22 protein-coding genes and 5 tRNA genes are annotated in these 26,739 nt (G+C 56.0%); 18 read left to right on the top strand and 9 right to left on the bottom strand.

All coding sequences use genetic code 11. The features are described 5' to 3' along the window. Positions 1–24 precede the first annotated feature (24 nt). The 3 genes from glcE (at position 25) to QHL1GM_RS08810 (ending at position 2,862) form a co-directional block, all read left to right on the top strand. The gene (glcE, locus tag QHL1GM_RS08800; protein ID WP_071694143.1) at positions 25–1,119 is read left to right on the top strand and encodes a glycolate oxidase subunit GlcE; all 1,095 of its coding nucleotides are present in this window, start codon (positions 25–27) and stop codon (positions 1,117–1,119) included. Positions 1,120–1,133: 14 nt separating this feature from the next. After that, positions 1,134–2,366 carry a glycolate oxidase subunit GlcF gene (gene glcF, locus QHL1GM_RS08805; RefSeq protein WP_071694144.1) on the top strand — a complete coding sequence of 411 codons (1,233 nt, stop codon included), beginning with the start codon at positions 1,134–1,136 and terminating at the stop codon, positions 2,364–2,366. Positions 2,367–2,457: 91 nt separating this feature from the next. Further along, complete coding sequence (locus QHL1GM_RS08810) at positions 2,458–2,862, top strand: heme-binding protein (RefSeq protein WP_071694145.1); 405 nt, start codon at positions 2,458–2,460, stop codon at positions 2,860–2,862. A gap of 124 nt (positions 2,863–2,986) precedes the next feature. Here the strand turns inward: QHL1GM_RS08810 and QHL1GM_RS08815 are convergent. From QHL1GM_RS08815 to QHL1GM_RS08840, 6 genes are all read right to left on the bottom strand, one after another. Then, positions 2,987–3,063 (bottom strand) — tRNA-Asp (locus QHL1GM_RS08815). 74 nt (positions 3,064–3,137) lie between these two features. After that, positions 3,138–3,213 (bottom strand) — tRNA-Val (locus tag QHL1GM_RS08820). Positions 3,214–3,265: 52 nt separating this feature from the next. Next, positions 3,266–3,342 (bottom strand) — tRNA-Asp (locus QHL1GM_RS08825). Between the two features lie 40 nt (positions 3,343–3,382). Further along, a tRNA-Asp gene (locus QHL1GM_RS08830) sits at positions 3,383–3,459 on the bottom strand. A 76-nt stretch (positions 3,460–3,535) separates the two neighbouring features. After that, positions 3,536–3,611, bottom strand: a tRNA-Val gene (locus tag QHL1GM_RS08835). A gap of 88 nt (positions 3,612–3,699) precedes the next feature. Beyond that, positions 3,700–4,464 carry an alpha/beta fold hydrolase gene (locus tag QHL1GM_RS08840; RefSeq protein WP_071694146.1) on the bottom strand — a complete coding sequence of 255 codons (765 nt, stop codon included), beginning with the start codon at positions 4,462–4,464 and terminating at the stop codon, positions 3,700–3,702. Between the two features lie 164 nt (positions 4,465–4,628). On the opposite strand from QHL1GM_RS08840, the gene ccoN reads away from it, so the two are divergent. From ccoN to fnr, 11 genes are all read left to right on the top strand, one after another. Beyond that, positions 4,629–6,053 (top strand): cytochrome-c oxidase, cbb3-type subunit I, encoded by a 1,425-nt coding sequence (gene ccoN, locus QHL1GM_RS08845; protein WP_071694147.1) that lies wholly within the window; start codon positions 4,629–4,631, stop codon positions 6,051–6,053. Between the two features lie 19 nt (positions 6,054–6,072). Further along, a complete protein-coding gene (gene ccoO / locus QHL1GM_RS08850) occupies positions 6,073–6,681 on the top strand; it encodes a cytochrome-c oxidase, cbb3-type subunit II (RefSeq protein WP_071694148.1) in 609 nt (202 codons plus the stop codon). A gap of 3 nt (positions 6,682–6,684) precedes the next feature. Continuing rightward, positions 6,685–6,909: a CcoQ/FixQ family Cbb3-type cytochrome c oxidase assembly chaperone gene (locus QHL1GM_RS08855; RefSeq protein ID WP_007113796.1), complete on the top strand. Its 225-nt coding sequence runs from the start codon at positions 6,685–6,687 to the stop codon at positions 6,907–6,909. Then, positions 6,906–7,835, top strand: coding sequence for a cytochrome-c oxidase, cbb3-type subunit III (gene ccoP, locus QHL1GM_RS08860; RefSeq protein ID WP_071694149.1), 930 nt, complete (start codon positions 6,906–6,908; stop codon positions 7,833–7,835). Before QHL1GM_RS08855 ends, ccoP begins: the two co-directional genes overlap by 4 nt. Before the next feature lie 217 nt (positions 7,836–8,052). Beyond that, entirely contained in the window at positions 8,053–9,489 is a 1,437-nt protein-coding gene (gene ccoG, locus QHL1GM_RS08865; protein WP_071694150.1) for a cytochrome c oxidase accessory protein CcoG, read from the top strand. A gap of 6 nt (positions 9,490–9,495) precedes the next feature. After that, positions 9,496–10,017 carry a FixH family protein gene (locus tag QHL1GM_RS08870; protein ID WP_071694151.1) on the top strand — a complete coding sequence of 174 codons (522 nt, stop codon included), beginning with the start codon at positions 9,496–9,498 and terminating at the stop codon, positions 10,015–10,017. Beyond that, entirely contained in the window at positions 10,014–12,470 is a 2,457-nt protein-coding gene (locus QHL1GM_RS08875) for a heavy metal translocating P-type ATPase (RefSeq protein ID WP_071694152.1), read from the top strand. The genes QHL1GM_RS08870 and QHL1GM_RS08875 overlap by 4 nt, the downstream gene beginning before the upstream one ends. Next, positions 12,467–12,712 carry a cbb3-type cytochrome oxidase assembly protein CcoS gene (gene ccoS / locus QHL1GM_RS08880; RefSeq protein ID WP_071694153.1) on the top strand — a complete coding sequence of 82 codons (246 nt, stop codon included), beginning with the start codon at positions 12,467–12,469 and terminating at the stop codon, positions 12,710–12,712. The genes QHL1GM_RS08875 and ccoS overlap by 4 nt, the downstream gene beginning before the upstream one ends. Continuing rightward, a complete protein-coding gene (locus tag QHL1GM_RS08885) occupies positions 12,709–13,404 on the top strand; it encodes a sulfite exporter TauE/SafE family protein (protein WP_071694154.1) in 696 nt (231 codons plus the stop codon). Before ccoS ends, QHL1GM_RS08885 begins: the two co-directional genes overlap by 4 nt. 75 nt (positions 13,405–13,479) lie before the next feature. After that, positions 13,480–14,913 carry an oxygen-independent coproporphyrinogen III oxidase gene (hemN, locus tag QHL1GM_RS08890; protein ID WP_071694155.1) on the top strand — a complete coding sequence of 478 codons (1,434 nt, stop codon included), beginning with the start codon at positions 13,480–13,482 and terminating at the stop codon, positions 14,911–14,913. Positions 14,914–14,997: 84 nt separating this feature from the next. Next, positions 14,998–15,744, top strand: coding sequence for a fumarate/nitrate reduction transcriptional regulator Fnr (gene fnr / locus QHL1GM_RS08895; protein WP_071694156.1), 747 nt, complete (start codon positions 14,998–15,000; stop codon positions 15,742–15,744). Here the strand turns inward: fnr and ttcA are convergent. From ttcA to QHL1GM_RS08910, 3 genes are all read right to left on the bottom strand, one after another. Then, positions 15,737–16,657, bottom strand: a complete 921-nt coding sequence (gene ttcA / locus QHL1GM_RS08900) for a tRNA 2-thiocytidine(32) synthetase TtcA (protein ID WP_071694157.1) — start codon at positions 16,655–16,657, stop codon at positions 15,737–15,739. The two genes, fnr and ttcA, sit on opposite strands and share 8 nt — an antisense overlap. A 110-nt stretch (positions 16,658–16,767) precedes the next feature. Next, positions 16,768–17,421, bottom strand: a complete 654-nt coding sequence (locus QHL1GM_RS08905) for a DNA polymerase III subunit epsilon (RefSeq protein ID WP_071695954.1) — start codon at positions 17,419–17,421, stop codon at positions 16,768–16,770. Positions 17,422–17,426: 5 nt separating this feature from the next. Beyond that, positions 17,427–19,271, bottom strand: coding sequence for a DUF294 nucleotidyltransferase-like domain-containing protein (locus tag QHL1GM_RS08910; protein ID WP_071694158.1), 1,845 nt, complete (start codon positions 19,269–19,271; stop codon positions 17,427–17,429). Between the two features lie 710 nt (positions 19,272–19,981). Here QHL1GM_RS08910 and QHL1GM_RS08915 point away from each other — a divergent pair. The 4 genes from QHL1GM_RS08915 (at position 19,982) to QHL1GM_RS08930 (ending at position 26,732) form a co-directional block, all read left to right on the top strand. Continuing rightward, a complete protein-coding gene (locus QHL1GM_RS08915; protein WP_007113808.1) occupies positions 19,982–20,242 on the top strand; it encodes a DUF4212 domain-containing protein in 261 nt (86 codons plus the stop codon). 6 nt (positions 20,243–20,248) lie between these two features. Further along, positions 20,249–22,030: a sodium:solute symporter family protein gene (locus tag QHL1GM_RS08920; RefSeq protein ID WP_071694159.1), complete on the top strand. Its 1,782-nt coding sequence runs from the start codon at positions 20,249–20,251 to the stop codon at positions 22,028–22,030. A 122-nt stretch (positions 22,031–22,152) separates the two neighbouring features. After that, complete coding sequence (locus tag QHL1GM_RS08925) at positions 22,153–22,662, top strand: hypothetical protein (RefSeq protein ID WP_071694160.1); 510 nt, start codon at positions 22,153–22,155, stop codon at positions 22,660–22,662. Positions 22,663–22,790: 128 nt separating this feature from the next. Next, positions 22,791–26,732, top strand: a complete 3,942-nt coding sequence (locus QHL1GM_RS08930; RefSeq protein ID WP_071694161.1) for a NahK/ErcS family hybrid sensor histidine kinase/response regulator — start codon at positions 22,791–22,793, stop codon at positions 26,730–26,732. Positions 26,733–26,739: the final 7 nt, after the last annotated feature.

Consider the following 26,739-nt stretch of genomic DNA (forward strand, 5'->3'; position numbering starts at 1 on the left):
AAAAGACCAATAGTGGGAAACACCATGACTGAACGAGCGATTGCCGACCGCGATATCGCTGACGCCTTGTGTGAACAGGTGCGCAGCGCCTATGACGCACGCACACCGCTACGCATTGTAGGCGGAGATACCCGCGCCTTTTATGGCCGCCCGGTGGAAGGCCAAGCACTACAGATAGCCGAACACAGTGGCATTGTCAGCTACGATCCGGTGGAGCTGGTAGTGACCGTGCGCGCTGGCACGCGGCTTAGCGACCTGCAGGAAGTGCTGGCGGAGAAGCACCAAATGCTGGGCTTTGAGCCGCCCATGTTTGGTGAGGCTTCCACCATTGGTGGCGCCGTGGCCACCGGCCTCTCCGGCCCACGCCGTCCCTGGGCAGGCGCAGCCCGTGACTTTGTGCTGGGTACGCGAATCATCACCCAAGAGGGCAAGCTGCTCCGCTTTGGCGGCGAAGTGATGAAAAATGTCGCCGGTTACGACCTGTCGCGCTTGATGGCAGGCGCCCAGGGTACGCTTGGCGTATTGACCGATATCTCCTTTAAAGTGCTACCTATTCCAACTGCTACTCATAGCCTACGCTTAACCGTTGGGCTGGATGAGGCGCTCAAAAAACTCTCCGAGCTGGGTCGAAAGCCGCTGCCGATTACCGCCGCTGCTTGGCACCACGGAGAACTGTTTCTGCGCTTAGAAGGCGGCAAAAGCTCTGTGGCCGCAACCCAGGCAAGCCTAGGCGGCGAGCCGCTTGATGCTAGCTTCTGGCGCGAGCTGCGCGACCATACTCACGCTTTCTTCGCCTGTAACAACGGCCAAGCGCTATGGCGGTTGTCACTACCGCCCAACACCGCACCGCTGGCGCTGGATATTCCCGAGGCCGATATTTTTTACGATTGGGCGGGCAGCCAGCGCTGGGTGAAAACCACCCTGGATGCCAGCACGCTGCGCGATGCCTGCAGCGCAGTGGGTGGTCATGCCACCTGCTATACCCCGCAGGCGCAAGGCGGTGTCGCAGAGCCGTTCACACCGCTTAATGCCGTAGTGGAAAAATATCATCGTAATCTAAAGGCGGAGCTGGATGCCCATGGCATTTTTAACCCCGGTCGTCTTTATGCGGCGTTTTAATCAGGAGAGCTGACATGCAGACGCACTTTACCGATGCCGACCTTCAGAAGCCGCATCTTCAAGAAGCAGATCGCATTTTGCGTACCTGCGTTCACTGCGGTTTTTGTAACGCCACCTGCCCGACGTACCAGTTGTTAGGCGATGAGCGCGATGGCCCCCGTGGGCGTATCTATCTAATGAAGGAGCTGCTGGAGAGCCGCGACGATGACGACCAGGTCACCGAGGAAACGCGCCTGCATCTCGATCGCTGCCTGACCTGCCTCAACTGTGAAACCACCTGCCCCTCTGGCGTGGAGTACCACAAGTTGCTCAACATTGGCCGTGCTGAAATTGAGCGCCGCGTGCCCCGCCCGGCGGCCGAACGTGCCCAGCGCTATGCGCTACGTAAGATGCTGGTCGACCCCAAGCGCTTTCAGGCGCTGCTCAAGCTGGGGCAAACCTTTAAGCCGCTGGTGCCTGGCAAATTGCGCAGTAAAATGCCCGCCGCTCCGGTGGATGCCGGCGTGCGCCCTGATACCAACCGCCATACCCGGCAAGTGTTAATTCTGGAAGGCTGCGTACAGCCAGGACTGTCACCCAATACCAATGCTGCCACCGCGCGGATTCTTGACCGGCTCGGCATTAGCGTAACGCCAGTGGCTGAAGCGGGCTGCTGCGGCGCCGTTGATTTCCACCTCAACGCCCAGGACGACGGGCGGGCCCGTATGCGCGCCAATATTGATGCCTGGTGGCCTTACATTGAACAAGGCACCGAAGCCATTGTGCAAACCGCCAGCGGCTGCGGGGCTTTTGTCAAAGAGTATGGCGACATGCTCAAAGATGACCCCGATTACGCTATCAAAGCGCAGAAGGTCAGCACCCTGGCCAAAGATATTGTCGAAATTCTGCGCGATGAGCCGCTAGAGGCATTGAACGTTAACGCGTCACAGCGACTGGCGTTCCACTGCCCTTGTACGCTGCAGCACGCTCAGAAGCTTAACGGTGCGGTCGAAGGCGTGCTGAGCAAGCTTGGTTTTGCGTTAACCCCGGTGCAGGATGGGCATCTTTGCTGCGGCTCGGCGGGCACCTATTCGATCACCCAACCCGAACTGGCCACCCAACTGCGCGACAATAAGCTCAATGCGCTGGAAGCCGGTGACCCAGAGGTGATCGTGACGGCGAATATCGGCTGTCAGACCCACTTGGCGGGCGCCAATCGCACTCCGGTGCGCCACTGGGTAGAGATCGTCGATGCGGCGCTCACTTAACGCTTCGCACTAACGTGTAACCCTTAACCCCAGGCCGCGCAGGCTTGTAAAAGCGCGGTTACTTCCCCCCTCCCTTAACAAGGATTTAAGCATGCAAACAAAGGCTATTCTCGCTCTGAGCGATGTGACCAACGTACTCGACGCCGCGCAGAAAGAGGCTGACAGCAACAGCTGGCCGGTGACCATCGCAGTGACTGACGACGGCGGCCATCTGCTGGCGTTGCGTCGCTTGGATGGCGCGGCCCCTTTCAGCGCCGAAGTCGCTACGCACAAAGCGCGCAGTGCGGCGCTAGGTCGTAAAGAGACCCAGGTATTTGAAGAGATGATTAATGGCGGCCGCACTGCGTTTGTCACCGCACCGCTGCAAGGTCTGCTTTCAGGCGGCGTACCGATTACGGTTGACGGGCATGTGGTAGGCGCCGTGGGCATTTCCGGTGTAAAACCCGACCAGGATGTGCAGGTTGCCAAAGCAGGTGTTGCCGCGATTACGGGCTAAAAGCTGCAAATTAAAACGCAGAGATACGAAAAAGCCCGGATCATTGATCCGGGCTTTTTGGAATTCGTTCGGCTAATGCCGATATCTTCACTAACAACACAAAGCTAATAATACAAATACTTAATGGCGGACCGGACGAGACTCGAACTCGCGACCTCCGGCGTGACAGGCCGGCATTCTAACCGACTGAACTACCGGTCCACATTGAGTACTTTTACAACAACCATCAAAGCTAACTTTTTAAGCGGTTCAGAGGCGCTTCTAAAGGTAGGCGATGGTGGGTGGTACTGGGTTCGAACCAGTGACCCCCAGCTTGTAAGGCTGGTGCTCTCCCAACTGAGCTAACCACCCAATTTATTGGTAAATACTTGCTGTGCTTACCAATACAGCTTAGCAGTTATCGTGGCGGACCGGACGAGACTCGAACTCGCGACCTCCGGCGTGACAGGCCGGCATTCTAACCGACTGAACTACCGGTCCGAATAGCGATAACAACTGTTAGCAGACTGTGATTTGATGATGGCGGACCGGACGAGACTCGAACTCGCGACCTCCGGCGTGACAGGCCGGCATTCTAACCGACTGAACTACCGGTCCGTTATGCGCATCAAATACAGGTCTTACTAGGTACTGCTTTTCACATTTCCAGGCCATCTTTTTAAATAGCATAAGATGGTGGGTGGTACTGGGTTCGAACCAGTGACCCCCAGCTTGTAAGGCTGGTGCTCTCCCAACTGAGCTAACCACCCGCTGGTCACGTGGCGCTGCATTCTACAGAAGGCTTACCGGATGTCAACAGACAGGTTTAAAATTTGCGATCTAAACCAGCGTGTTGCTCTATCCCGTAAGGCCTGGGCCATGAGCGCGGACGAAGGATGCCGCAACCTGGGTAGCTTCGTCAATCAAAACCGTTTGCGTCACTCCAGAAAAGCGCCGCGGCTTAAAGTCGTGATCGCCATCTTTCAGCCAAGCGAGCTCCGCGTTGGGCGATAATGTATAGCCTGTAACCTCTTCCAAGCTACCGAAGGGATCACGCTCGCCTTGTAAAATCAGCATAGGACAGGCAATCGCGGGCCAGTGATCCAAACGTAGTTTGTCAGGCGCCTTGGTAGGGTGAAATGGGTAACCTGCTGCCACCACACCGGGTACCGGGCTAATAAATGGCTGCTCATTGGCTGGCTGTGTACTGGCATACAAGCTAGCCACGCGGCCGCCCATCGACTTGCCCCCAATCCAGAGCGGCCCGTCGAACAAGGGATCAAGTAGCGCGTACCACTCGGCAAACTGGGCAAGGGTTTGGGCAATAGGTGGCGGTGGTCGGCGTTTGCCGGTTTCCTGCATCAACTGCATATAGGGGAAATCAATACATAGAACCTGAACACCCCGAGCCGCCAGCGAAGTGACAAATTGACGCATGAAAGGGGATTGCTGCCCCGCTCCTGCGCCATGGGCAAACAGCAAGCGACCTAGCCTAGCTTGACCATGGATGGCCAACGGCCCCATGCCCTGCACCAGGAAAGCGCCATTTGGCTGGCGCTTAAGCGCCTCTTTTAATCCCTTGGGAGGCACTTCGATATATCCAGACAAAGCGCAATGTGACACTCACCGCTCCTGATAATTCAGTGTTTAACCAATTGGTGTGTTCAGGTTAAGCCCTGGCTGCGCTAGAATCTTGGTCGGATCTTGACCTGCATCATCAAGCGGGTGGCCGCACCCGTGCAAAATGCCACGGGTTACCCCCTAACCGCGTTCGATGGGAACATGACATGAGCACAGCATTTGAACACCCGACCTACAACTACAAGGTAGTTCGGCAGTTCGCGATTATGACCGTTGTGTGGGGCATTGTGGGAATGACCGTTGGTGTCATCCTCGCCTCGCAACTGGTTTGGCCGCAACTGAACCTTGGCATACCTTGGACTAGCTTTGGGCGCCTGCGTCCGTTACACACTAACGCCGTTATTTTCGCCTTTGGCGGTTCGGCGCTTTTTGCCACGTCGTACTACGTTGTCCAGCGCACCTGTCAGACGCGGCTTTTTTCTGACAAATTAGCGGCCTTCACGTTCTGGGGCTGGCAGGCGGTCATTATCTCAGCAGTCGTGTCGCTGCCAATGGGCTACACCACGACCAAGGAGTACGCTGAGCTGGAGTGGCCGATCAACATTTTGATCGCGGTCGTATGGATCAGCTATGCCATCGTGTTTCTAATGACGATCAAGAAGCGCACCACATCGCATATTTATGTGGCGAACTGGTTCTTTGCAGCGTTTATTTTGACCGTTGCGGTGCTGCACATCGTCAACAACGCGGCCATTCCTGTAACCCCCATGTACTCCACCTCGATTTACGCCGGTGCGGTGGATGCGATGGTGCAGTGGTGGTACGGGCACAACGCGGTAGGCTTCTTCCTGACCGCAGGTTTCCTGGGCATGATGTACTACTTCGTGCCGAAGCAGGCAGAGCGTCCGATCTACTCCTACCGTCTCTCAATCGTCCACTTCTGGGCATTGATCATGATCTACATGTGGGCAGGCCCTCACCACCTGCACTACACAGCTCTGCCTAACTGGGCACAGTCGCTGGGTATGATCATGTCCATCATTCTGTTGGCTCCTTCCTGGGGCGGCATGATCAACGGCATGATGACCCTGTCAGGGGCTTGGCATAAGCTGCGCACGGATCCCACGTTACGCTTCTTGGTGGTTGCTCTGTCGTTCTACGGTATGTCCACCTTTGAAGGCCCGATGATGGCGATTAAGACCGTCAACGCGCTATCGCACTACACTGACTGGACGATCGGCCACGTTCACTCCGGCGCGCTTGGCTGGGTAGCGATGATTACCATCGGCTCGATGTATCACCTGATTCCGCGCGTCTTCGGTCGCACTGAAATGTACTCGATCAATCTGATTGCAGTGCACTTCTGGCTAGCCACGATCGGCACCGTACTTTACATCGCCTCCATGTGGGTAAACGGTATTCTGCAGGGCCTGATGTGGCGTGCAATCAACCCTGACGGCACCTTGATGTACACCTTTGTTGAATCCGTTGAAGCCAGCGCACCGGGCTACTTTGTCCGCTTAATCGGCGGCCTCTTCTGGGTCACCGGCATGCTGATCATGGCGTTCAATGTGTACATGACCGTTAAGCGTCGTGAGGCCATCAGCCATTCAGCGCCACAAGCTGCCTAAACCGGGGAAGTTGAGACCAATGAAACACGAGATTGTCGAAAAGAACGTTGGCCTGCTTGCCGTGTTGATCCTGGTTGCGATCAGTTTCGGCGGCTTGGCTGAGGTCGTCCCACTGTTTTTCCAGAAACAGACTACCGAGCCGGTTGAAGGCCTGGAGCCACTTTCGGCGCTGGAACTGGAAGGCCGAGACATCTACCGCCGCGAAGGCTGCGTGGGCTGTCACTCGCAAATGGTGCGTCCATTCCGTGCTGAAACCGAGCGCTACGGCCACTACAACGTGGCGGGCGAGCAGGTGTACGAGCACAACTTCCTATGGGGCTCCAAGCGTACCGGTCCAGACTTGGCGCGTGTTGGTGGCCGCTATAGCGATGACTGGCACCGTGCTCACATGTATAACCCCCGCGACGTAGTGCCCGAGTCAATCATGCCAGCTTACCCCTGGCTGTTTGAAAACACCCTCGATGGTGATGCTACTCCCAAGAAGATGCGTGCGCTGCGTCAACTGGGTGTGCCGTACACCGACGAAGATATTGCCAACGCTACTGACGACGTACGCGGCACCCAGGAAATCACCGCCCTGGTCGCCTATCTACAGCAGCTCGGAACCGTGCTCGAGGGCACTCGTTAAGTTATGGATACGGGAACTTTTCGCGGTCTCATCACGCTGATCTTGATTATTGCGTTTATCGGCATCGCTCTCTGGGCGTACTCCAAGCGACGCAAGCCAGATTTCGACGAAGCGGCTAATTTGCCCTTCGCCGACGACGATGAGCTACCGACCAGTGACAAGCACGCTTCGCGTGAACGCGACAGCGAAGCGCATTCCCGCGACGACAGGGGAGATAAGAATATATGAATAATTTATGGGGTGACTCCCTATCCGGCTTTTGGAGCGCCTGGATCATTATCATTACGCTGGGCACAATTGCGCTAAGCGTATGGATACTGCTTGCCAACCGCCGCACCGACAAAACGCCTGATGCGGACGGTAACGTAGAAACCACTGGCCACGCTGCCGATGGCATCGAAGAGTACGACAACCCGCTGCCAAAGTGGTGGTTCCAGCTATTCGTCTTGACGGTGGTCTTTGCCCTGGGCTACCTAGTGCTTTACCCCGGCTTGGGCAACTACGCGGGGATATTGGGCTGGTCTCAAGAGGGTCAGTGGGAAGAGGAAGTCGCTCAGGCTGAAGAACGCTTCACGCCGATTTTTGCCCAGTATCAGGAAGTGCCCATTCCTGAGCTTGCCGAAGATCCCGAGGCGATGCAGGTCGCAGAGCGTATCTATCAAAACAACTGCGCGGTGTGCCACGGATCAAACGCTCAGGGCGGTTACGGCTTCCCTAACCTGACCGACGACGACTGGCTGTACGGTGGTGAACCAGAAAATATTCTGACCAGCCTCAACCAAGGCCGTAACGGCAATATGCCTGCTTGGCAGCAGTTGGGACAGGAGAATATTGAGAACCTGACGCAATATGTTCTGTCGCTTTCTGAAGAAGAGCACGATGCTGAGCGCGCGGCGAGCGGTGAAAGCACCTTTGGAGCGGTATGTGCTGCCTGCCACGGCCCCAGCGGCACGGGTAACACAGCACTTGGCGCGCCAAACTTGACCAATGACGTTTGGCTTTATTTGGCACCGGGACAAAGTGTCGATGACTCTATTCGCCAAACCCTGCGCAACGGCCGTAACGGTCATATGCCTGCGCAAGCGGCCTATATTGGTGAAGAGCGCGTTCATCTGGTCGCTGCCTACGTGTATAGCCTACGTTTAGCGGACTGATAGACCGCTGACAGAAAGCGATTACCGTCAGCAACGCTAGCCAAGCAAGGGTGCGGCCTCAAACCGCACCCTTTCTTTATACCCAACCCGATACAATATTAACGAACATCCAGACCATCTGAGCATCTAGCTTAATTAAGCACCTAGTTTTACTGAGTATCAGTTAGACAGAGCATTGGGTGCAGCCTCTCCTGCCTTCTGAGCCGGGAATATCGCCATGGAAAAGATACCAAGCCAAGACGTCACGCCAAATCCGGTGGGGCATCACACCCCCTCTGAAACGGTTACCCAGGAAATGTACGCCAAGCGTCGCCACATTTATGTGCGCGAAATTAAAGGTGTTTTCCAGAAGCTACGGCGCAGTGCTAACTGGGCGTTAATGCTGGCATTCTTTCTCTTACCGTGGATTAACATCGGTGGTCGGCCGTTAATTCTCTTCGACCTGCCTAATCGTGAATTCCATATCTTTACTGCCACGTTTTATCCTCAGGAGTTCATCCTGCTGTCGTGGCTGCTGATAATTTGCGCCTTTGGGCTGTTCTTCATAACCGTTTTTGCTGGCCGGGTGTGGTGTGGCTACACCTGCCCGCAAAGCGTTTGGACCTTTCTGTTTATCTGGCTTGAACACCGCATTGAAGGCTCGCGCAATCGGCGCATTAAGCTCGACAGCCAGCCAATGAGCGCTGATAAAGCTTGGCGCAAGGGGGCTAAACACACCGCCTGGCTGCTCATAGCCCTCGCCACCGGCATTACTTTTGTGGGTTACTTCACGCCGATTCGTGATTTAGTGGCGGAACTGCCCACCTTAGAGGCCCACGGCTGGTCCTACTTCTGGGTTGGCTTTTTCCTGGTATTTACCTATCTCAACGCGGGTTGGCTGCGCGAGCAGGTGTGCATCTATATGTGCCCCTACGCGCGCTTTCAATCGGTAATGTTTGACCGCGATACGCTGATCGTCTCCTACGACGAAACTCGTGGTGAACCGCGTGGGCACCGAAAAAAAGGCCTAAGCCATTTAGAAGCCCGCGAGGCTGGCTACGGCGACTGTATTGACTGCGATCTATGCGTGCAGGTCTGCCCCACAGGTATCGATATCCGTGACGGGCTACAATATGAGTGCATCACCTGCGCTGCCTGTATTGATGCCTGCGACAGTGTGATGGATAAAATGGGCTACCCGCGGGGCTTGGTGCGCTACACCACCGAAAACGCGCTTGAAGGTAAAAAGAGCCATATTTTGCGACCTCGCTTGCTGGCGTACTTCGCAGCTCTTTTGGTAATGATCGGCACCTTTGTCTGGGCTGTTAACGACCGTATGCCACTAGATTTTGAGGCCGAACGCGAGCGCACCCAGCTCTATCAAATGACCCGCGAAGGTCAAATTAGCAATGTGTTTAGTCTGACCATCCGTAATCTGGATGATCAAGACCACAACTACCAGCTAAGCGTTGCCGGATTGCCCAGTTTAACCCTGGACAGCCGGACGATTAGCGTACCCGCTGGAGAGTCGCGCTTTAAAGCCGTTACCGTGACGGCCAACCCCGACGACTTACAGCAGCCCAGCCACGCCATTGTATTCACGCTGCAGGCTCAGCAAGCCGCGGATATTCGCCTTGAGCGCGAGACCAGCTTCCTGGGCGATATTAGGAGATAGAAAATTATGTCATCCCCCTCGGTAACACCGTGGTATAAGCAGTTTTGGCCGTGGTTTTTAATCGGCATTCTGTTTTCATCAATTATTGTCAGCAGCGGCTTTGCGGTTATGTCGATCAAGAGTTTCGACGGTATGGTCGTGCAAGAGGATTATTACGAGCACGGCAAAGCCATTAACATGGTGCTGGCCAAACAGGAGCAGGCACGCGCGCTGAACTTGAGCGCTGAGCTGCGCCTTGATCCGCTTACCAGCGATATTGTGGTGGATTTAAGCGGCGATACACGTCCAGACACACTCTATTTAGACCTTATCTTCCCCACCGAAGATAACCGTGATCAGTCGTTCGTACTTGAGCATGTCCGTGACGGCCGCTATATCACCCAAGGGCCTGACAATCTGCGTTACCGCTGGTACCTGCAGATCCAGCCCGCACAAGAAGATGCCGACTGGCGTCTCACTGGTGAGGCTACATTCCCCAATGAAAACAGCGTCGCGCTATTGCCAGGAGGGCGTACAGAAAGCGAATGAGCGATGTAACGACTGCCGCGCCCTGCTACCACTGCGGTAACCCGGTGCCCGCTGGGGCGCCCTGGACGATTACCCTGGATGAAGAGACCCTACCGCTTTGTTGCCCCGGCTGCGAAGCGGTGGCCCATGCCATCGTCGACGGTGGCTTGGAGAGTTACTACCGCTACCGTACCGAACTGCCCGAACGCCCTGATGAGCGCCAGGCTGCCAAGGCCGATACCTGGTCGGTGTTTGACGACCCCGGCCTGCAGGCGCAGTTTGTCCATCCCGACGGCGATGAGGGCAATGTCAAAGCGACCCTCGCCATCGAAGGCATTACCTGTGCTGCCTGTGCGTGGCTGATCGAACACCGTTTGAATGCCTTACCAGGGATTGTCTCCAGCGCGGTGAATTTAACCCACCACCGCCTGCGGGTGAGCTGGGATCCCCTGCAGTTGAAGCTCTCGCAACTGCTGGCCGAACTGGCTGCGATTGGCTACGACGCCCAGCCCTACGAGCCAGACCAGGCCCAGGCGCGTCTGCAGCATGAAGAGCGCATGAACGTGCGTCGGCTGATTATTGCGGCCGTCGGCATGATGCAGGTGATGATGTTCTCCATCCCGATCTATGTCTCCGGCCCCGGTGAAATCAGCGACGACTTCTACGCACTGTTTCACTGGCTCTCCTTTGCGCTGGCAACGCCGGTGGTGTTTTTCTCCGCCCAGCCGTTTTTCCGCAACGCCCTGCGCGACCTACGCACCGGCGTACTAGGTATGGATGTACCGGTATCGCTGGCGATTGGTGGGGCTTATCTTGCCAGCAGTTATGCCGTGCTATTCAACGTCGGCGAAGTCTATTTTGATTCGGTGGCCATGTTCACCTTCTTTTTGCTGTTTGGCCGCTACGTGGAAGGTCGTGCCAGACGCCGCAGCGGGCATAGCGGCAATGCGCTGAGCGGCGTGCTGCCGATTTCGGCCACGCGGTTAGAAAGCGACGGCAGCGAGCGTATTCTGCCCGCCAGCGAACTCACCCCCGGTGATCGCGTATTGATCAAGCCCGGCCACGGTGTACCTGCCGACGGCATCATTGAGGAGGGTGAATCGAGCCTGGATGAATCGATGCTGACCGGCGAATACCTACCGGCAACCCGCCGAGTGGGCGACCCGATTACCGGCGGTAGTCAGAACATGGAAAATCCGCTGGTGATCAGAGTAACCCACGCCGGGCGCGATGCCCGGGTAGCGGGTATCGTCGATCTTACCGACCGGGCCTTTGCCAGCCGCCCGCGGCTGGCCCAGATGGCTGCGCGCATGGCGCATCTATTTGTACTGCGCCTGCTAGTGGTGACCGCCTGCGTCACTATCGCCTGGTGGTTTATCGACCCCTCGCGGATGCTTTGGGTGCTCCTTTCGGTGCTGGTGGTAACCTGCCCCTGCGCGCTGGCGCTAGCTACCCCCGCGGCGCTGACCGCAGGTCACGGCCAACTGCGTAAGCGCGGCGTTTTGATTACCCGCGCCGATGCCATGGAGACGCTATCTAACGTTACCCGGGTGATTTTTGATAAAACCGGTACCCTGACCCGCGGCGAAATGCACCTTACCCAAACCCAACCTTTCGGTGAATTAACCGCCGAGCGTGCACGGGCCATTGCCGCCGCTCTTGAGGCCCATTCGGAACACCCAATCGCCCGCGCTTTTCGGCCGTTCCGAGATGCGACGCTGCAAGCCAAAGATATTCATAGCCACACCGGGCAAGGACTCGAAGGCAGCTTAAACGGTGCTCGTTGGCGATTGGGCAAGCCCGAATTTGCAATGGAAGGCACCATAACGGCGCCCGCCAGGGGTCAGTGGCTGCTACTAAGTGAAAACGGTGCGCCCCGTGCCTGGTTTGGCCTGCACGACGGCGTTCGCGATGACGCTGCCGCCACGATTAAAGCCCTTCAGGCCCAGGGGTTAAGCGTGGAACTGCTCTCCGGCGATACCCAGGATGCCGTGGAAAGCTTGGCTGATCAGCTCAAAATCGCCACCTGGCACGCAGGCATCAGCCCGGAAGGCAAGCTTGCACGGATGAAGGAGCTTCAAACCGCTGGCGAAACCGTGGTGATGATTGGTGACGGCATCAACGACGTGCCGGTGCTAGCCGGTGCCGACGTGGCCATTGCTATGAACGGTGCGACGGATCTGGCCCGTACCCGCGCCGACGCGGTGCTGCTCAGCCCACGTCTGATGCGGATTTTTGAGGCCATCGAGATTTCCCGCGCCACCCGGCGTATCATGCGCCAGAATATGATTTGGTCAGTATGCTACAACTTTTCGGCGCTGCCCCTGGCGGCGATGGGACTGGTGCCACCTTGGCTAGCCGCGATTGGAATGTCGCTCAGCTCGCTAGTAGTGGTGGGTAATGCGCTGCGCCTGTCTCGCTGGCGCAGCCAGCCCGCGCCAACGCTCGGCACTTCAACACCGGTAACCGCATGACGATTCTGTACCTGCTAATTCCACTCTCGTTGATTTTACTCGGCTTGGCCGTCTGGGCGTTTTTCTGGGCGGTGAAAAATGATCAGTTCGACGACTTAGAAGGCCCGGCGCACCGCATTCTGTTTGATGAGGATGACAACGATCTCAGCCCAGAGCAGCGCCGTCAGCGTCAGCAAACCAAGCAAAAATCTGCTGCGTCATCCGATACAGACACACCCGACGACCCAGAGCCCCGCTTATGAATCCAACGGGGCTTGATCTGCCGCCACTCCTGGCGGCGTTTGTGTTTGGCTTGATGGGCGGCGCCCACTGCATTGGTATGTGTGGTGGCATCATGAGCGCGCTCACCTTTGCAGTGCCCCCCAGCATGCGCCATCCGGCGCGCATGGGCGGTTTGCTGCTCAGCTATAACGCAGGCCGCATTATTAGCTACATGAGCGCAGGCGCACTGGTTGCGCTGCTAGGCACGCTATTTTCGCTTTCTGCTACGGCACGTCTGTTGCTTCAGGTATTTGCCGCGCTGATGCTGATCTTAATGGCGCTGTATATCGCCAACTGGTGGAAAGGGCTGCTCAAAATTGAGGCGGTGGGCCGCCGCCTCTGGCGCTTTATTGAGCCCGTGGGGCGTCGTTTAATGCCCGTGGTGCATATCCCCCAAGCCTTTGCGCTGGGCGCCATTTGGGGCTGGCTACCCTGTGGACTAGTCTACTCCATGCTGGCCTGGAGCTTGGCGATTGCCGACCCGCTTCAGGGGGCTCTGTTAATGGGCGCGTTTGGATTGGGCACCCTGCCCGCGCTACTCGCCACTGGCCTCGCCGCCCGCCAGCTCAGCCATTTGATACGTCACCCCGCGACCCGCAGCGTGGCGGCGTTAACGATTATCGCCTTTGCGCTATGGCAGCTTTGGACGCTTACCGCACACAACCTCCATTAGCATGACGTGGCTCAACATTTACCTCCCGACTACGAGTTAGGCTAGCGGCATTTCCTAACATCGGAGCGCCCATTCATGCCCGTTCATGCCCCTGCTGCCTTGCCTCTTGCACCAGTTGCTGCCGCAGCCCCCATGCAGCCGGCGTGGGATGAAGCGTTACTGCGTCGCTACGATACCAGCGGCCCACGCTACACCTCCTACCCCACGGCGCTATCGTTTCACGACCAATTTACCCCTAGCGACCTGACCCAGGCGCTGGAGCGTAGCAATGCTAGTAAGCGTTCGCTCTCGCTGTATGTTCACGTGCCTTTTTGCCGCAAGATCTGCTTCTACTGCGCGTGTAATAAAATTGCCACCAAAAACACCGCTCTGACTGAGCCCTACATAGCCCGGCTTGACCGTGAAATGGTGCTGACAGCACGCCACTTGGATACGACACGGCCGGTAGAGCAACTGCATTGGGGCGGCGGTACGCCGACATTTCTCAGTTTGAATCAGATGGGCGACCTGATTGATCGACTGGATGCACGCTTTGGTCTTTCGTCGTCTGCTGATCGCGATTACGCGATTGAAATAGATCCCCGCGAAGCGGATGTGTTTACTCTGCGCCACCTCGAATCCCTCGGCTTTAATCGCATCAGCCTAGGCGTACAGGATTTAAGCCCGCTGGTGCAGAAAGCGATCAACCGCATTCAGCCTCGGGTCCTCACCGAAACGCTGATGGAGGAGGCGCACCGCCTGGGCTTTCGCTCGCTAAATCTCGATCTAATTTACGGATTGCCATTCCAGACTGAAAAGAGCTTTGCCGACACCCTACGTCAGGTAATTGAACTAAACCCGGCACGTCTTTCCGTGTTTAACTACGCCCATATGCCCGAGCGCTTTGCCCCCCAGCGGCGTATTAACGTCGATGACTTGCCGGGTGGCGAAGAGAAGCTGGCGATTCTACGCACCACCATCGAGATGCTCACCGCAGCTGGTTATGTGCATATCGGTATGGATCACTTTGCCCGCCCTGACGATAGCCTGGCTATTGCCCAGCGCGAAGGCTCACTGCAGCGCAACTTCCAGGGCTACTCCAGCCACGCCCAGTGCGACTTAATCGGACTTGGCGTGTCGGCGATTTCACGCATTTATGACGTCTATGCGCAGAACCCGAGCGATCTGGCAAGCTACGAAGCGGCGCTGGACCAGGGGCAGCTTGCCACCGTGCGGGGCGTGCGTTTAAGTGATGACGACCTGATCCGCCGGGACGTGATTGAGCGGCTGATGTGCGATATGGGTATTGACCTGGCCGCCGTTAGCCAACGTTGGAACATTGATGCCCCCCGCTACTTTGCGCCGGCGCTTGAGCGCCTGCAGAGTGCCGAACAGGATGGACTGCTGACCCGTAGCGGTGACCAGCTTAACGCTACGCCGATGGGACGACTGCTGATTCGCCATATAGCCATGGCGTTTGACGCCCATCTTTCTGGGCAAACAGGACAGCGATACTCTAAGATTGTTTAATAACCTTACTGTAGGCATGCTAAAGCAATTATAATAAGTAAGGATTTTCTAATTGATACGCATGACCCACTCAAGGAGCAACACATGTTGGAACCGATGAGCCGTCGGCGCTCGCTACTCCATGAAGCCCGCTGCCAAACCTGCAGTTTGAGCTCCCTGTGCCTGCCGCTTGCCCTTGAGCTGGATGATGTGGGTCAGTTTGACGCCATTATTCGTCGCCGGGCGCCGCTGAAAAAAGGCGAGCCGCTGTTTCGTCAGGGTGACGCATTTACCAGCGTTTACGCAGTCCGTTCAGGCAGTTTGAAACAGATCACCGCAGAAGGTAACGGCAGCGAGCAGCTGACCAATTTCTACCTGCCTAGTGAATTGGTGGGGCTGGATGGCATTGACGAAGAGCAGTACCCAGGTAGCGTGATTGCCCTGGAAACGACCACCGTCTGCGAGATCCCTTTCGACCGCCTGGATTTGCTCTCGGAGGAGCTGCCCGAACTGCGGGGTCAGCTGTATCGCAGCATGAGTAAAGAGTTGCGCGATGACCGGCGTATGATGCGGCTACTCTCGCGCAAAACCGCCGATCAACGACTGGCGAGCTTTCTGATTACCCTTTCGGATCGTTTTCGTCGCCGGGGCTACTCGCCTTTCAGCTTTCGCCTCTCGATGCCCAGGGCCGATATTGGCAACTATCTGGGCTTAGCAGTGGAAACGGTCAGCCGCATACTAAGCCGCTTTCAGCAGCAGAGCGTGGTGGCGGTCTCCGGGCGAGAGGTCAACATTCTCGATATGCAGCGCTTGATTACTCTTGCCGAAGAGGAAGAGCAAACGGTTAGCTGACGTTAAAGGCCTGGATACGCCCCGCCAGCAGCTCTGCTTGCTTGGCCTCTAAACCTTCAAAATCGAAAAGGCTGCGGTCGGCCAACTGGGAAGGAGCAATATTGGTGACGGCCTTGAACATGCTCTCCAGGCGGCCGGGAAACTTTTTGTCCCACTCGGCGAGCATCTCTTTGACCACCTGGCGCTGCATATTGGGCTGGGAGCCGCATAGGTTGCAGGGAATAATTGGAAACGCCATCAGCCGCGAAAATTCAGCGATGTCCGCCTCTTTGCAGTAGGCCAACGGCCGAATAACGATATTCTTACCATCATCGGATAGCAGCTTTGGCGGCATCGCTTTCAGGTTGCCGCCAAAGAACATATTGAGAAACAGCGTTTCGAGAATATCTTCCCTGTGATGGCCCAGGGCTATCTTATTGGCGCCAATCTCTTCGGCGAAGCCATACAGCGAGCCGCGCCGCAGCCGTGAACAGAGCGCGCAGGTGGTTTTGCCTTCAGGGGTTTTCTCCTTCACCACCGAGTAGGTATCGCGCTCGACAATGTGGTACTCCACGCCCTGCTTATCCAGATACGCGGGTAGCACGTGTTCCGGAAAGCCAGGCTGCTTTTGATCCAGGTTGACCGCCACCAGCGAGAAATTGATCGGCGCATTGCGCTGTAAGTTGCGCAAAATCTCCAGCATCGTGTAGCTGTCTTTTCCGCCGGAGAGGCAAACCATTACGCGATCACCTTCATTGATCATTTGGTAATCAATAATCGCATTGCCCACTTCTCGACGTAGACGCTTTTGCAGCTTGTTAAATTCACGCTTCAGCTTCGCATCAGCCAGCTCCGGCTGGTCGTGCTCAGCGTCAGCTGGGGTGGCTCCAACCGTGTCAAGGTGAGCAGGATCAAAGTGATCAAGAGATTGCATGGTATAAGCACTGCCGAGGATATGGTGAAGAGAAGAGGCACTACACAGAAATAATTGGGCGCTATTCTAACAACACTCTTCGCCTTGACCCAACTACTCGTCACTCCGCCCTAAGCAGCCTGCGCCATAATGCGCTGCAGGCGCATATAAAGCAGTGCGCTGGCGGTTGCCTCTCCAAGTACACTCTGAACGCCCATGGCGGGTACTTGCCAGCACGCCAACGCCTGATCGAAGCTACTAGGCGCTTCGACCTCTGGATGCAGACGCCGTAGCTGGCGTTGATGCAGTTTTGCCACATCGACCTGGGCATTGGGCAGGGCAAAATTCAGCCGCTTACTGAGCAGTGCATTTAATGCCCCGAGCCGTTGCTCTAACTGCCAGCCAACGATGGGTCGATTGCCAATAAACTCCACTAAGGCGCTCAAGTTATCACTGTTTGGCGGTAACACCGCCCCCGCTTCGCAGAGCAAGTGATGGCGGCGCAGCGTTGCGCTCTCGGGTTGCTTTGCACTGCCCAGGGTAATCACAAAAGCGCGACTGGTATGCACCTGTTGCTGGCTAAGCACCACCGCTGCCAAACTGATCACAGGCGATGATTGAGTAGGCGTTACAGTACAGGCGAGCGACACCAACTCTTCACCCATATAGGGCTGAAACAGCCAGGCATAGGGGGAGTCTGCGCAGCGGCGCCGGTCGCTTTCACGCCTTAGCAAGGTGCGTAGCGAGCCGCTAAATAGCGTCACATGTCGATCTAACAGCCGCATTACGCTCACGAATACTCCAAATGGTAACGATGGGAAAGACGCTGCTTAAAGTCTTTGACGATATGCATCGCTTCGCGTAATAGATCGCGCTCAAGTGAAGAGAGGTTTTGCACCACAACACGGTTAGCGCGGCTGCTGTTTTGGGAATTAGCTTCTTTCGCGTCCGCAGCGGTTTCCAGCGTACTTAGCTGCTGCTTAAGGCGCAGCTCGGAAAACAGTGCCAACGCTTCGCCCAGGTCATCGGCAAAACGGCGATCCAACCGGCCGTCGACAGCCAGGGCATCCAAACGATCAAACGTCGAGGTGGCTTTGATACGCCGTTCAAGCGCCATGGTGCGCACGCCATGAACGATAGGAAAAATACCGCCTTTCTTAATATCGATACCGTGTTGGGGCTTTTTCAACGAGCCAAACAGCGTTAGTGGCGTCGAGAAACGTAGCGCCGTGCGGGCAAAATAGGAGAGCAGCAGTTCATCACCCGAGCAGCGTTCAAACAGCTCATCGCGGACGCTCTCAAGCAGGCTGGGGTTGCCCGCTACAGCATGGGCATCGAGCATAATCGCCAGCTTCATTAGGCTATCGCCGTCACGCTCCCTGGCCCACTTGGCAATATTGCCCTTCCACTGCGATACCGTGGCCACCCACTCAGGGTTAGAGACCATAATATTGCCGGGGCAAGGCGGGTAACCAAGCTGAATCAGCGTATCGGTGAGCGTCTGCATATGACTGGCAAGGTCAGACCACTGGGTTTCATCGGCAAGAATCAAGCCGTTATCCTGATCCGTTTTTAGAATCTGTTCACCGCGCCCTTCGCTACCCATCACCATCATGCAGCTCTGCTCGTGGTAGCGCTCATCAATAGTGAACTCCCAGGCTTTGCTCATGATACGGCCGTTGAGTGCAGCGAGCAGATCCATCGCAAAGCGCAGTTTAACGCCCTGGGCCATCAGCGCTTTGACCAATTCCGGGGTGCGCTGACTGGCGACCGAAAGCGCCTCTAAGCTGGTCGCCTGCTCCACCTGCAGGCTCACCACATAGCTGCGGCTTGAGAAGTAGCTAAGCACATCGGTGAGCTCGACGACGCCTTTCAAGGCGTTTTGCTCCATCACTACCACTCGCGCCACTTTATGGCGGGTCATCAGTACCAATACTTCAAATAAATACTGATCCGGCGCGGCGGTCACTAGATTAAAATGGGCGATCTCATCCACCGATGATGTTACCGCACGGCCCTCCAACACCAGGGCGTTGAGTAGATCGGTTTTGGTCACCATGCCCAGGGTGTCCTGGGTATCCACCAGCAGGCTATCGGCGTGGCTTTCGTTAAGCTGTTTTACAGCGCTAGCAATATCGGTCGCTGCGGCCATCAGCAGCGGCTCGCGCATGCACTCGCTCACCTTGGCCAGCATAAAGCCCGCCATGGTAACGCCACCTTCGGCGCGCTTTTCAGTCAGCAAACGCGCCTTATGGGTCAGCGATTGGCGAAAGAAATTGCTGAAATCGGGATAGTGGCGACACAGTTGCTGAAACAGCGCTTTGGGCAGCAGATAGCACAGGCACTCCTGCTCTGCCTTAAACCGGTAACGGCTTTTACCATTGAGAATACTGATCGCGCCAAACAGATCCCCCGCCGTGTAGTGGCCAATGCGAGAGGTAGACGAGGGTAGCGTTGGGTCGATTTCCGCGACTTCGCCTTTATGAATCAAGAAAACAAACTCACCCGCTTGACCGGACTCTAAAATGATTTCGTCACGATCAAAATAGGCAAGGTCAATGCCACGTCGAATATGATCACGCCCCTCATCGTCAAGAAGCGTAAACGGCAGCTGGGATAGATCCACATCGACCATGGCGTATGACCTCATTAAAACGAGACTGCGACTAACCGGATTGTGCCTTATGGCGAGCTAGTAGACATAAGAAATAACAAATAAACATCGTGATTCGATACTGACCCACATAAACTGACCTACTCCAGCGCTTCAAAAACGTTTATCGATTATTATGTGAAGGTGGCTGTACGGGTATAAAGGATTCACTTCCCAAGTAGCAAGTAGAACGTTGTTATACCTTTAGCTATCACGCTAAGGTCGAAGCGACTTTTGATACGCGACCAAAGTATCGACACTCACTAACCGCCACACCCCATTAAACGCAGCATATGTATTTAAAGTAGCCAATAATTGCTTTTATTTGCTTACTAGACTATCGTCCCATAGCCCTGGAAACGCCTACAAATTTCGCTTAAATAGCGTCTAAAAACTCGAATTTTCAACAACATGTAGCCAACCAAAAGCCATTAAGCTGTTTATTGATACCAAAGTCTGGGATTTATTTTTTGACGTTTATTGCCCAGTATTAACAATGAGTCATGCAGGGTAATCGCACGTCACTAACTAACTCGAAACTTCATATCGAATAATAAGGTGACGTGCCAAAAGAAGCTGACTCACCACTGCTAACGAATGAGTGGCTTTAGACGTGCGATTGCCCTGATGGGTCACACGCTATTCCTCGTGAACTTTCCCAACCTTAAAAAACACAAGTGGAGAGCAACACAATGGCAGACGACAAAACCAATGCTGCTGAATACTGGAAAGCAAACGTCCGCTTAATTTTCGGATGCCTAGCCGTTTGGGCATTTGTTTCTTACGGATGCGCTATCCTTTTTCGCCCGCTGCTCGCCGGCATTCCGGTTGGCGGCACTGATCTTGGCTTCTGGTTTGCACAACAGGGCTCAATCCTAACGTTTATCGTGCTGATCTTCTTCTACGCCTGGAAGATGAATAAGCTCGATCAAAAATTTGGCCTTGGGGAGTAAGCCGGTATGAGCCAGTTTGCAATTAACTTACTGTTCGTCGGCGCCTCCTTTGCCTTGTATATAGGCATTGCGATTTGGGCGCGCGCCGGCTCAACGAAAGACTTCTACGTCGCTGGGGGTGGGGTTCACCCAATTACCAACGGGATGGCCACCGCGGCAGACTGGATGTCAGCGGCGTCATTTATTTCCATGGCGGGTTTGCTGGCCTCCGGTGGCTACGCTAACTCCACCTTCCTGATGGGCTGGACCGGTGGCTACGTTATCCTCGCGATGTTGCTAGCCCCTTACCTGCGTAAGTTTGGTAAGTTCACCGTGCCCGACTTCATTGGTGACCGCTTCTACAGCAACACCGCTCGCCTAGTGGCGATCGTGTGCTTGATTGTGGCGTCGGTTACCTACGTTATCGGTCAAATGACCGGTGCGGGCGTAGCGTTCTCGCGCTTCCTTGAAGTCAGCAACACTTGGGGTATCTGGTTAGCCGCGCTGATCGTTTTCCTCTACGCCGTATTTGGCGGCATGAAAGGCATCACCTACACCCAGGTGGCCCAGTACATCGTTCTAATCATCGCTTACACCATTCCTGCGGTGTTCATTGCCTTCCAACTAACCGGCAACCCGATTCCGATGTTCGGTATGTTCAGTACCCACACTGAGTCCGGTATCCCGCTGCTTGAGAAGCTTGACGATGTGGTCAATGCACTTGGCTTCCAGGATTACACTGCCGACGTAGACAACAAGCTCAACATGGTGCTGTTCACCCTGTCGCTGATGGTCGGTACCGCCGGTCTTCCTCACGTTATCATTCGCTTCTTCACCGTACCGAAAGTAGCCGATGCACGTTGGTCTGCTGGCTGGGCGCTAGTGTTCATTGCACTGCTTTACCTTACTGCTCCGGCGGTAGGCTCTATGGCACGTCTGAACTTGGCAACTACTGTCTATCCAGAGATGGCCGGGCAGGTTGAGAACTACGAAGAGGCTGCGCAAAATCCGATTCTGTACGAAGAGCGTCCAGATTGGGTTCGCACATGGGAAGAAACCGGCCTTATCAGCTTCAACGATCTCAACAACGATGGCCGCATTCAGCTATATAACGATGCTGCTGACTACTCTGATCGTGGTTGGGAAGGCAACGAACTAACCGTTAATAACGACATTCTGGTACTCGCCAATCCGGAAATTGCCAACTTGCCCGGCTGGGTTATTGGTTTGATCGCAGCAGGTGGTATTGCGGCTGCCCTATCAACCGCAGCAGGCTTGCTACTGGCGATCTCGTCGGCGATCAGTCACGATTTGATCAAAACCATGATCAATCCGAAGATTTCCGAAAAAGGCGAGATGTTGGCGGCGCGAATCTCCATGGGGGGCGCGATACTGCTGGCCACCTACTTGGGGCTTAATCCGCCTGGGTTTGCGGCACAAACGGTGGCACTGGCCTTTGGTATCGCCGGTGCATCGCTGTTCCCCGCGCTGATGATGGGTATCTTCTCCAAGCGGATGAACAACTCAGGTGCGATTGCCGGTATGTTGGCGGGCTTGATTTGTACTCTGCTTTACATCTTCACCTACCTGGGCTGGTTCTTCGTACCAGAGACCAATATGCTGGCAAACACGCCAGATAACTGGATCTTCGGTATCTCGCCGCTATCCTTCGGTGCCGTAGGCGCGATGATCAACTTCGCCGTTGCCTTCGCGGTCTCCAGAGTGACAGCTGCACCGCCGCAGGAAATTCAGGACCTGGTGGAAAGCGTTCGCTATCCGAAAGGTGCTGGCATGGCGGTAGATCACTAAGTCATACTCCTTCCTGACGCGTTATCGCCACACGGCGATAACGCTTTGGAATCGACCTCACCATCGGGCTTCCTTCGGGAGGCCCGATGGCTTTTATAGACGGCTTTTTGAAAGGATAATTTATGATTTGGCATTTGATCGCCGCCGTTTTTGCAGGCCTTGCGGCCGCCGGGATTGGCCTGATACTGCGCAATTTGAGCGGCAAACGTTTGCCCAAGTGGATAGTGCCAGTGTGTGGCGCGCTGGGTATGCTGGGCTATCAAGTTCAGGTCGAGTACAGCTGGTTTGAGCATAAGCAGGCGCAGCTTCCTGAGACCGCAAAAGTCATTTCAACCGAAAGTAGCAAGGCGGTATGGCGCCCATGGACCTTTGCCATTCCCATGACCACTAAGTTCAGCATGGTCGATAGCGAAAATATTCGCATCAGCGAGCAGGACGGCTCCCTCTTAGCAGAATTTATTCTTTATCAGTTTGAACGTCACCACACCGATATTTTGATAACCCAGCCCTACGTACTCAATTGTGAGAACCGGGAATTGGTCCCACTGGATGAAGAGTCTCGCGAGCCTATTCTCGAGGAGATACGCACGCTGCGCGAAACCTCTCCGCTACTCAGCAATGTGTGCACATAAGACAAATAAAGTCTGTGGTGTAAACAAGCTTAGAGAATGGTCGTACACGGCCCTCCATTTCGCCTAGAATGAAGCCTTTTTTATTAGCGCACGATTAGTGGATCGCACACTCTGGCGGGGAGAAAGGCATGTTTCACGGCGGGCTACTGGTAGCGGTTTCGTTACTCTATATTGCCGTTCTATTCGGCATCGCTTGGTACGGTGACCGCCGCGCGCGTACCCACGGCGCCACCCGCCGGCGTCCGATCATCTATAGCCTGGCGCTGGCAATCTACTGCACCTCGTGGACGTTTTACGGTGCGGTTGGCCAGGCAGCTACCGCGGGCTGGTCGTTTGCAAGCATCTTCGTCGGGCCGATTTTGACGTTTTTGCTGTTCTGGCCGGTGCTGGCCAAGATGATTCGCGTTGCCAAGCATCAAAACGTCACCTCGATTGCCGACTTTATCGCCTCCCGTTACGGCAAAACCCAGTCGCTGGCCGCCTTTGCCAGCTTAGTCGCCTTGGTCGGCACCCTGCCCTACATTGCCCTGCAGCTAAAAGCGGTTTCCACTACTTTTAGCGTGCTCACCGATGCCACCGATGTGACCCATACGCCGCTGTTTGGCGATACGGCCTTCTATGTGGCGATTGTGATGGCGATTTTCGCGATTCTATTTGGCACCCGCCACACCGATGCCACCGAACACCACGAAGGCTTAATCCACGCCGTGGCATTTGAATCGCTGGTCAAACTGCTCGCCTTCGTGGTGCTTGGTGCCTTTGTTACCTGGGGTATGTTTGATGGCCTGGGTGAGCTGATGGGGCATGCCGAAAGTCAGCTCGAACTCCAGCGCCAGCTTGCCAATCAAGATTTCGGCCAGAGTTTCTGGGCGCAAACGCTGCTCGCGATGTTGGCGATTCTGTGTCTACCCCGCCAGTTCCATGTGGCCGTGGTGGAGAACATTCACCCTGACGACGCCACCAAAGCGCGCTGGCTGTTCCCACTTTACCTGCTGGCCATTGCCTTTTTCGTGGTGCCCTTAGCCGCCGCAGGGCTGTTACTGTTTTCCGAAAGCGGCGTAGAGCCAGATACCTACGTACTGGCACTATCCATGGCCTCGGGCCACCAGTGGTTAACACTTCTTACTTTTATCGGCGGTTTCTCGGCGGCCACGGGCATGGTGATTGTCGCCGCCGTGGCGGTGTCGATCATGATCTCCAACGAAATCGTTATCCCGGCGCTGTTCCGACTGCGCTGGTTTGATACCAAGGCGCGGGATTATGGTCGCTTGGTGCTGCGCGCGCGGCGTTTAACCATTGTCGCCGTTCTGGCCATGGCCTATGGCTTCTACCAGCTGATTGCCGAATTCACCTCGCTGGCCTCGATTGGCATGCTCTCGTTTGCCGCCGCGGCCCAGTTTGCGCCAGCGTTGATTGGCGGGCTCTACTGGAAGCGCGGTAACCGGCTTGGGGTCATCGTCGGCATGAATGCAGGCTTCGCCATCTGGGCCTATAGCCTGCTAATGCCCGCGATGATCAATGCGGGCGTGCTTCCTACCGCTTGGCTCGACGGCGGCCCGTTGGGGCTTAATTGGCTATCGCCCACGGCGCTATTCGGCCTCAACTTGGGTGACAGCTTTACCCACGGCGTGATGCTGTCACTCGGGGTTAACCTGTTCTGCTACATTTTTGTTTCCCAGGTGACCTCACAGCGAGTGGTCGAGCGTATTCAGGCCTCGCTGTTCGTGGACAGCGTAGAGACGCGTCAAACCTCGGTGAACCGCCCCTGGACCGGGGCGACCACCGTCGGCGATTTAAAAGTCCTCTGCGAGCGCTTTCTAGGCGCGGGTCAGGTGGATCGCGCTTTTGAAGACTACGCCCGCCGGGTAGGTAAACCGCTGGACGACGGCACCCGAGCCTCAATCGATATTATTCAGTTTACCGAACGCTTTCTGGCCTCGGTGCTGGGCGCTTCATCGGCACGCATCGTGGTTAACTCGGCGCTTCAGGGGCGCGGTATCGGCATCTCGGATGTGATTTCGATTGTCGATGAGGCCTCGCAGGTATTGGAGTTCAACCGGGCGCTGCTCCAGGCCACCATAGAAAACATTAACCAGGGCATCAGCGTGGTCGACCAGAACCTGCGCCTGGTGGTGTGGAACCAGCGTTATCTAGAGCTCTTCCGCTTCCCTGACCACCTGATCCGCGTTGGCGCGCCCATAGACCGCATCTTCCGCTACAACGCCCACAACGGCGAGTATGGCCCGGGTGACCCGGAAGAGCACGTGCAGCTACTGCTCGACAATATTCGCGAAGGCCAACCCCACCGCTACGTGCGCTACCGCCAAGATGGCAGCGTGCTGGAAGTGCAGGGCAACCCGATGCCTGGCGGCGGCTTTGTGTATACCTACCAGGATATTACCCAGCAGAAGCGTATCGAAGAGGCGCTGATTCGCTCGGAAAACAATATCCGTATCTATACCGACAACGTGCCCGCGTTGATTGCCTACTTCGACAAAGAGTGCCGTTACCTATTTACCAACCGCGCCTACGAGCAAGCGTTCAACATTGATCGCAATGCGGTGATTGGTCGCCGCTTCGAAGACGTGCTGCAAATTAAGCAGGCGGAAGAGCGTGCGCCATGGGTCGCACGCGCCTTGAAAGGCGAACGGGTGAGTTTTGAGGTCTCACTGCGGGTGAATGAGGCCATGCGCTATATGCTGGTCACTTACACGCCGCACTTTGGCGACAGTCAGGCGATCCTGGGCTTCTTTGCGCTCTATCAGGATATTACCGAACGCCGTCAGGCCGAAATTGCCCTTAAAGAGACCAACGAAACCCTTGAGGAGCGCGTGCGTGAGCGTACTCAAGCGCTCTCTGAAGCCAACGCGGCATTGCGCCAGGAGAACCGAGTACGCGCCGAGGCGGAGCTCGCTCTGCGCCAGGCTAAGCAGCTCGCAGAAGATGCCAACGCCTCTAAGACACGCTTTTTGGCCGCGGCCAGCCACGACTTGCTGCAGCCACTTAACGCGGCACGGCTATTCACCTCCGCGCTAATGCAAAACGTGACCACTACCGATACCCAACGCATCGTTGGCCATATCGATAACTCGCTGCAGGCCGCCGAGGAGTTGCTCAGCACCCTGCTGGATATCTCCAAGCTGGACGCAGGCGCCTTAACGCCACGCCGCAGTCACTTTGCCCTGGCCGACATCTTCCGCCCCTTACGCGCCGAGTTTGAGGTCATGGCGGATGATCGTGGGTTGGACTTAGAAGTCGTGCCTACCCGGCTTTGGGTAGACTCAGACCCCCAGATGCTGCGCCGTATCGTGCAGAATTTCTTGTCTAATGCCATTCGCTACACCCAAGAGGGTCGCGTACTGCTGGGCTGTCGCCGCCAAAACGGCTGGCTCTCTATTGAAGTGTGGGACAGCGGCCCCGGTATTCCTGAATCTAAATTGAGCGAGATTTTTCAGGAATTCCGCCGCCTGGATCAGGTCTCCCGCCACAAAGAGAGTGAGAAAGGCCTAGGGCTGGGACTCTCCATTGCCGACCGTATGAGCCGGGTGCTGGATCACCCCATCAAAGTGCGCTCGACGGTAGGCAAAGGCGCAGTTTTCTCGGTTAGCGTGCCGATTGTGACTGCCCATGAAGCGAGCAGTAACGAGCTTGAGCCACAGGCCCGGCGCGGCAGCCATAAGCTGAGCGGTACGCGAATTGTATGTATCGACAACGAGACACTAATTCTGGAAGGCATGACCGCCATGCTTAGCGGCTGGGGCTGCGAGGTGTTTACCGCCACCAGTATCGGCGGGGCCAAATCGATCCTGCGCAATATGGATGGCGACCCTGACGCTATTCTGGCGGACTACCACCTGGATAACGAAGTCACGGGTTTAATGGCGCTAGAAGCGCTCAGCGAGCGTTTTGAGGGGGCGGTACCGGGGATTGTGATTACCGCTGACCGTACCGAAGCAGTGGCTGAAGAGATCAAGCGGGCGGGCTATCAACTGCTGCTGAAGCCCGTTAAACCGGCGGCGCTGCGAGCGCTATTGACGCGCACGTTGCAGGCCAATCGCGCGGCGCGTTAAGCGCGCC

The sequence above is a fragment of the Halomonas sp. QHL1 genome, assembly GCF_001882345.1.
Taxonomy (GTDB): Bacteria; Pseudomonadota; Gammaproteobacteria; order Pseudomonadales; family Halomonadaceae; genus Vreelandella.

Bases quoted from the DNA above. Each gene is read 5' to 3' on its own strand.
- ccoS (WP_071694153.1), top strand. From the start codon at position 12,467: ATGACGATTCTGTACCTGCTAATTCCACTCTCGTTGATTTTACTCGGC.
- QHL1GM_RS08925 (WP_071694160.1), top strand. From the start codon at position 22,153: ATGATTTGGCATTTGATCGCCGCCGTTTTTGCAGGCCTTGCGGCCGCC.
- QHL1GM_RS08885 (WP_071694154.1), top strand. From the start codon at position 12,709: ATGAATCCAACGGGGCTTGATCTGCCGCCACTCCTGGCGGCGTTTGTG.
- QHL1GM_RS08915 (WP_007113808.1), top strand. From the start codon at position 19,982: ATGGCAGACGACAAAACCAATGCTGCTGAATACTGGAAAGCAAACGTC.
- ccoN (WP_071694147.1), top strand. From the start codon at position 4,629: ATGAGCACAGCATTTGAACACCCGACCTACAACTACAAGGTAGTTCGG.
- glcF (WP_071694144.1), top strand. From the start codon at position 1,134: ATGCAGACGCACTTTACCGATGCCGACCTTCAGAAGCCGCATCTTCAA.
- ccoP (WP_071694149.1), top strand. From the start codon at position 6,906: ATGAATAATTTATGGGGTGACTCCCTATCCGGCTTTTGGAGCGCCTGG.
- QHL1GM_RS08855 (WP_007113796.1), top strand. From the start codon at position 6,685: ATGGATACGGGAACTTTTCGCGGTCTCATCACGCTGATCTTGATTATT.
- QHL1GM_RS08920 (WP_071694159.1), top strand. From the start codon at position 20,249: ATGAGCCAGTTTGCAATTAACTTACTGTTCGTCGGCGCCTCCTTTGCC.
- hemN (WP_071694155.1), top strand. From the start codon at position 13,480: ATGCCCGTTCATGCCCCTGCTGCCTTGCCTCTTGCACCAGTTGCTGCC.
- ccoG (WP_071694150.1), top strand. From the start codon at position 8,053: ATGGAAAAGATACCAAGCCAAGACGTCACGCCAAATCCGGTGGGGCAT.
- QHL1GM_RS08870 (WP_071694151.1), top strand. From the start codon at position 9,496: ATGTCATCCCCCTCGGTAACACCGTGGTATAAGCAGTTTTGGCCGTGG.
- QHL1GM_RS08930 (WP_071694161.1), top strand. From the start codon at position 22,791: ATGTTTCACGGCGGGCTACTGGTAGCGGTTTCGTTACTCTATATTGCC.
- ttcA (WP_071694157.1), bottom strand. From the start codon at position 16,657: ATGCAATCTCTTGATCACTTTGATCCTGCTCACCTTGACACGGTTGGA.
- QHL1GM_RS08875 (WP_071694152.1), top strand. From the start codon at position 10,014: ATGAGCGATGTAACGACTGCCGCGCCCTGCTACCACTGCGGTAACCCG.
- fnr (WP_071694156.1), top strand. From the start codon at position 14,998: ATGTTGGAACCGATGAGCCGTCGGCGCTCGCTACTCCATGAAGCCCGC.
- glcE (WP_071694143.1), top strand. From the start codon at position 25: ATGACTGAACGAGCGATTGCCGACCGCGATATCGCTGACGCCTTGTGT.
- QHL1GM_RS08905 (WP_071695954.1), bottom strand. From the start codon at position 17,421: ATGCGGCTGTTAGATCGACATGTGACGCTATTTAGCGGCTCGCTACGC.
- QHL1GM_RS08910 (WP_071694158.1), bottom strand. From the start codon at position 19,271: ATGGTCGATGTGGATCTATCCCAGCTGCCGTTTACGCTTCTTGACGAT.
- ccoO (WP_071694148.1), top strand. From the start codon at position 6,073: ATGAAACACGAGATTGTCGAAAAGAACGTTGGCCTGCTTGCCGTGTTG.
- QHL1GM_RS08810 (WP_071694145.1), top strand. From the start codon at position 2,458: ATGCAAACAAAGGCTATTCTCGCTCTGAGCGATGTGACCAACGTACTC.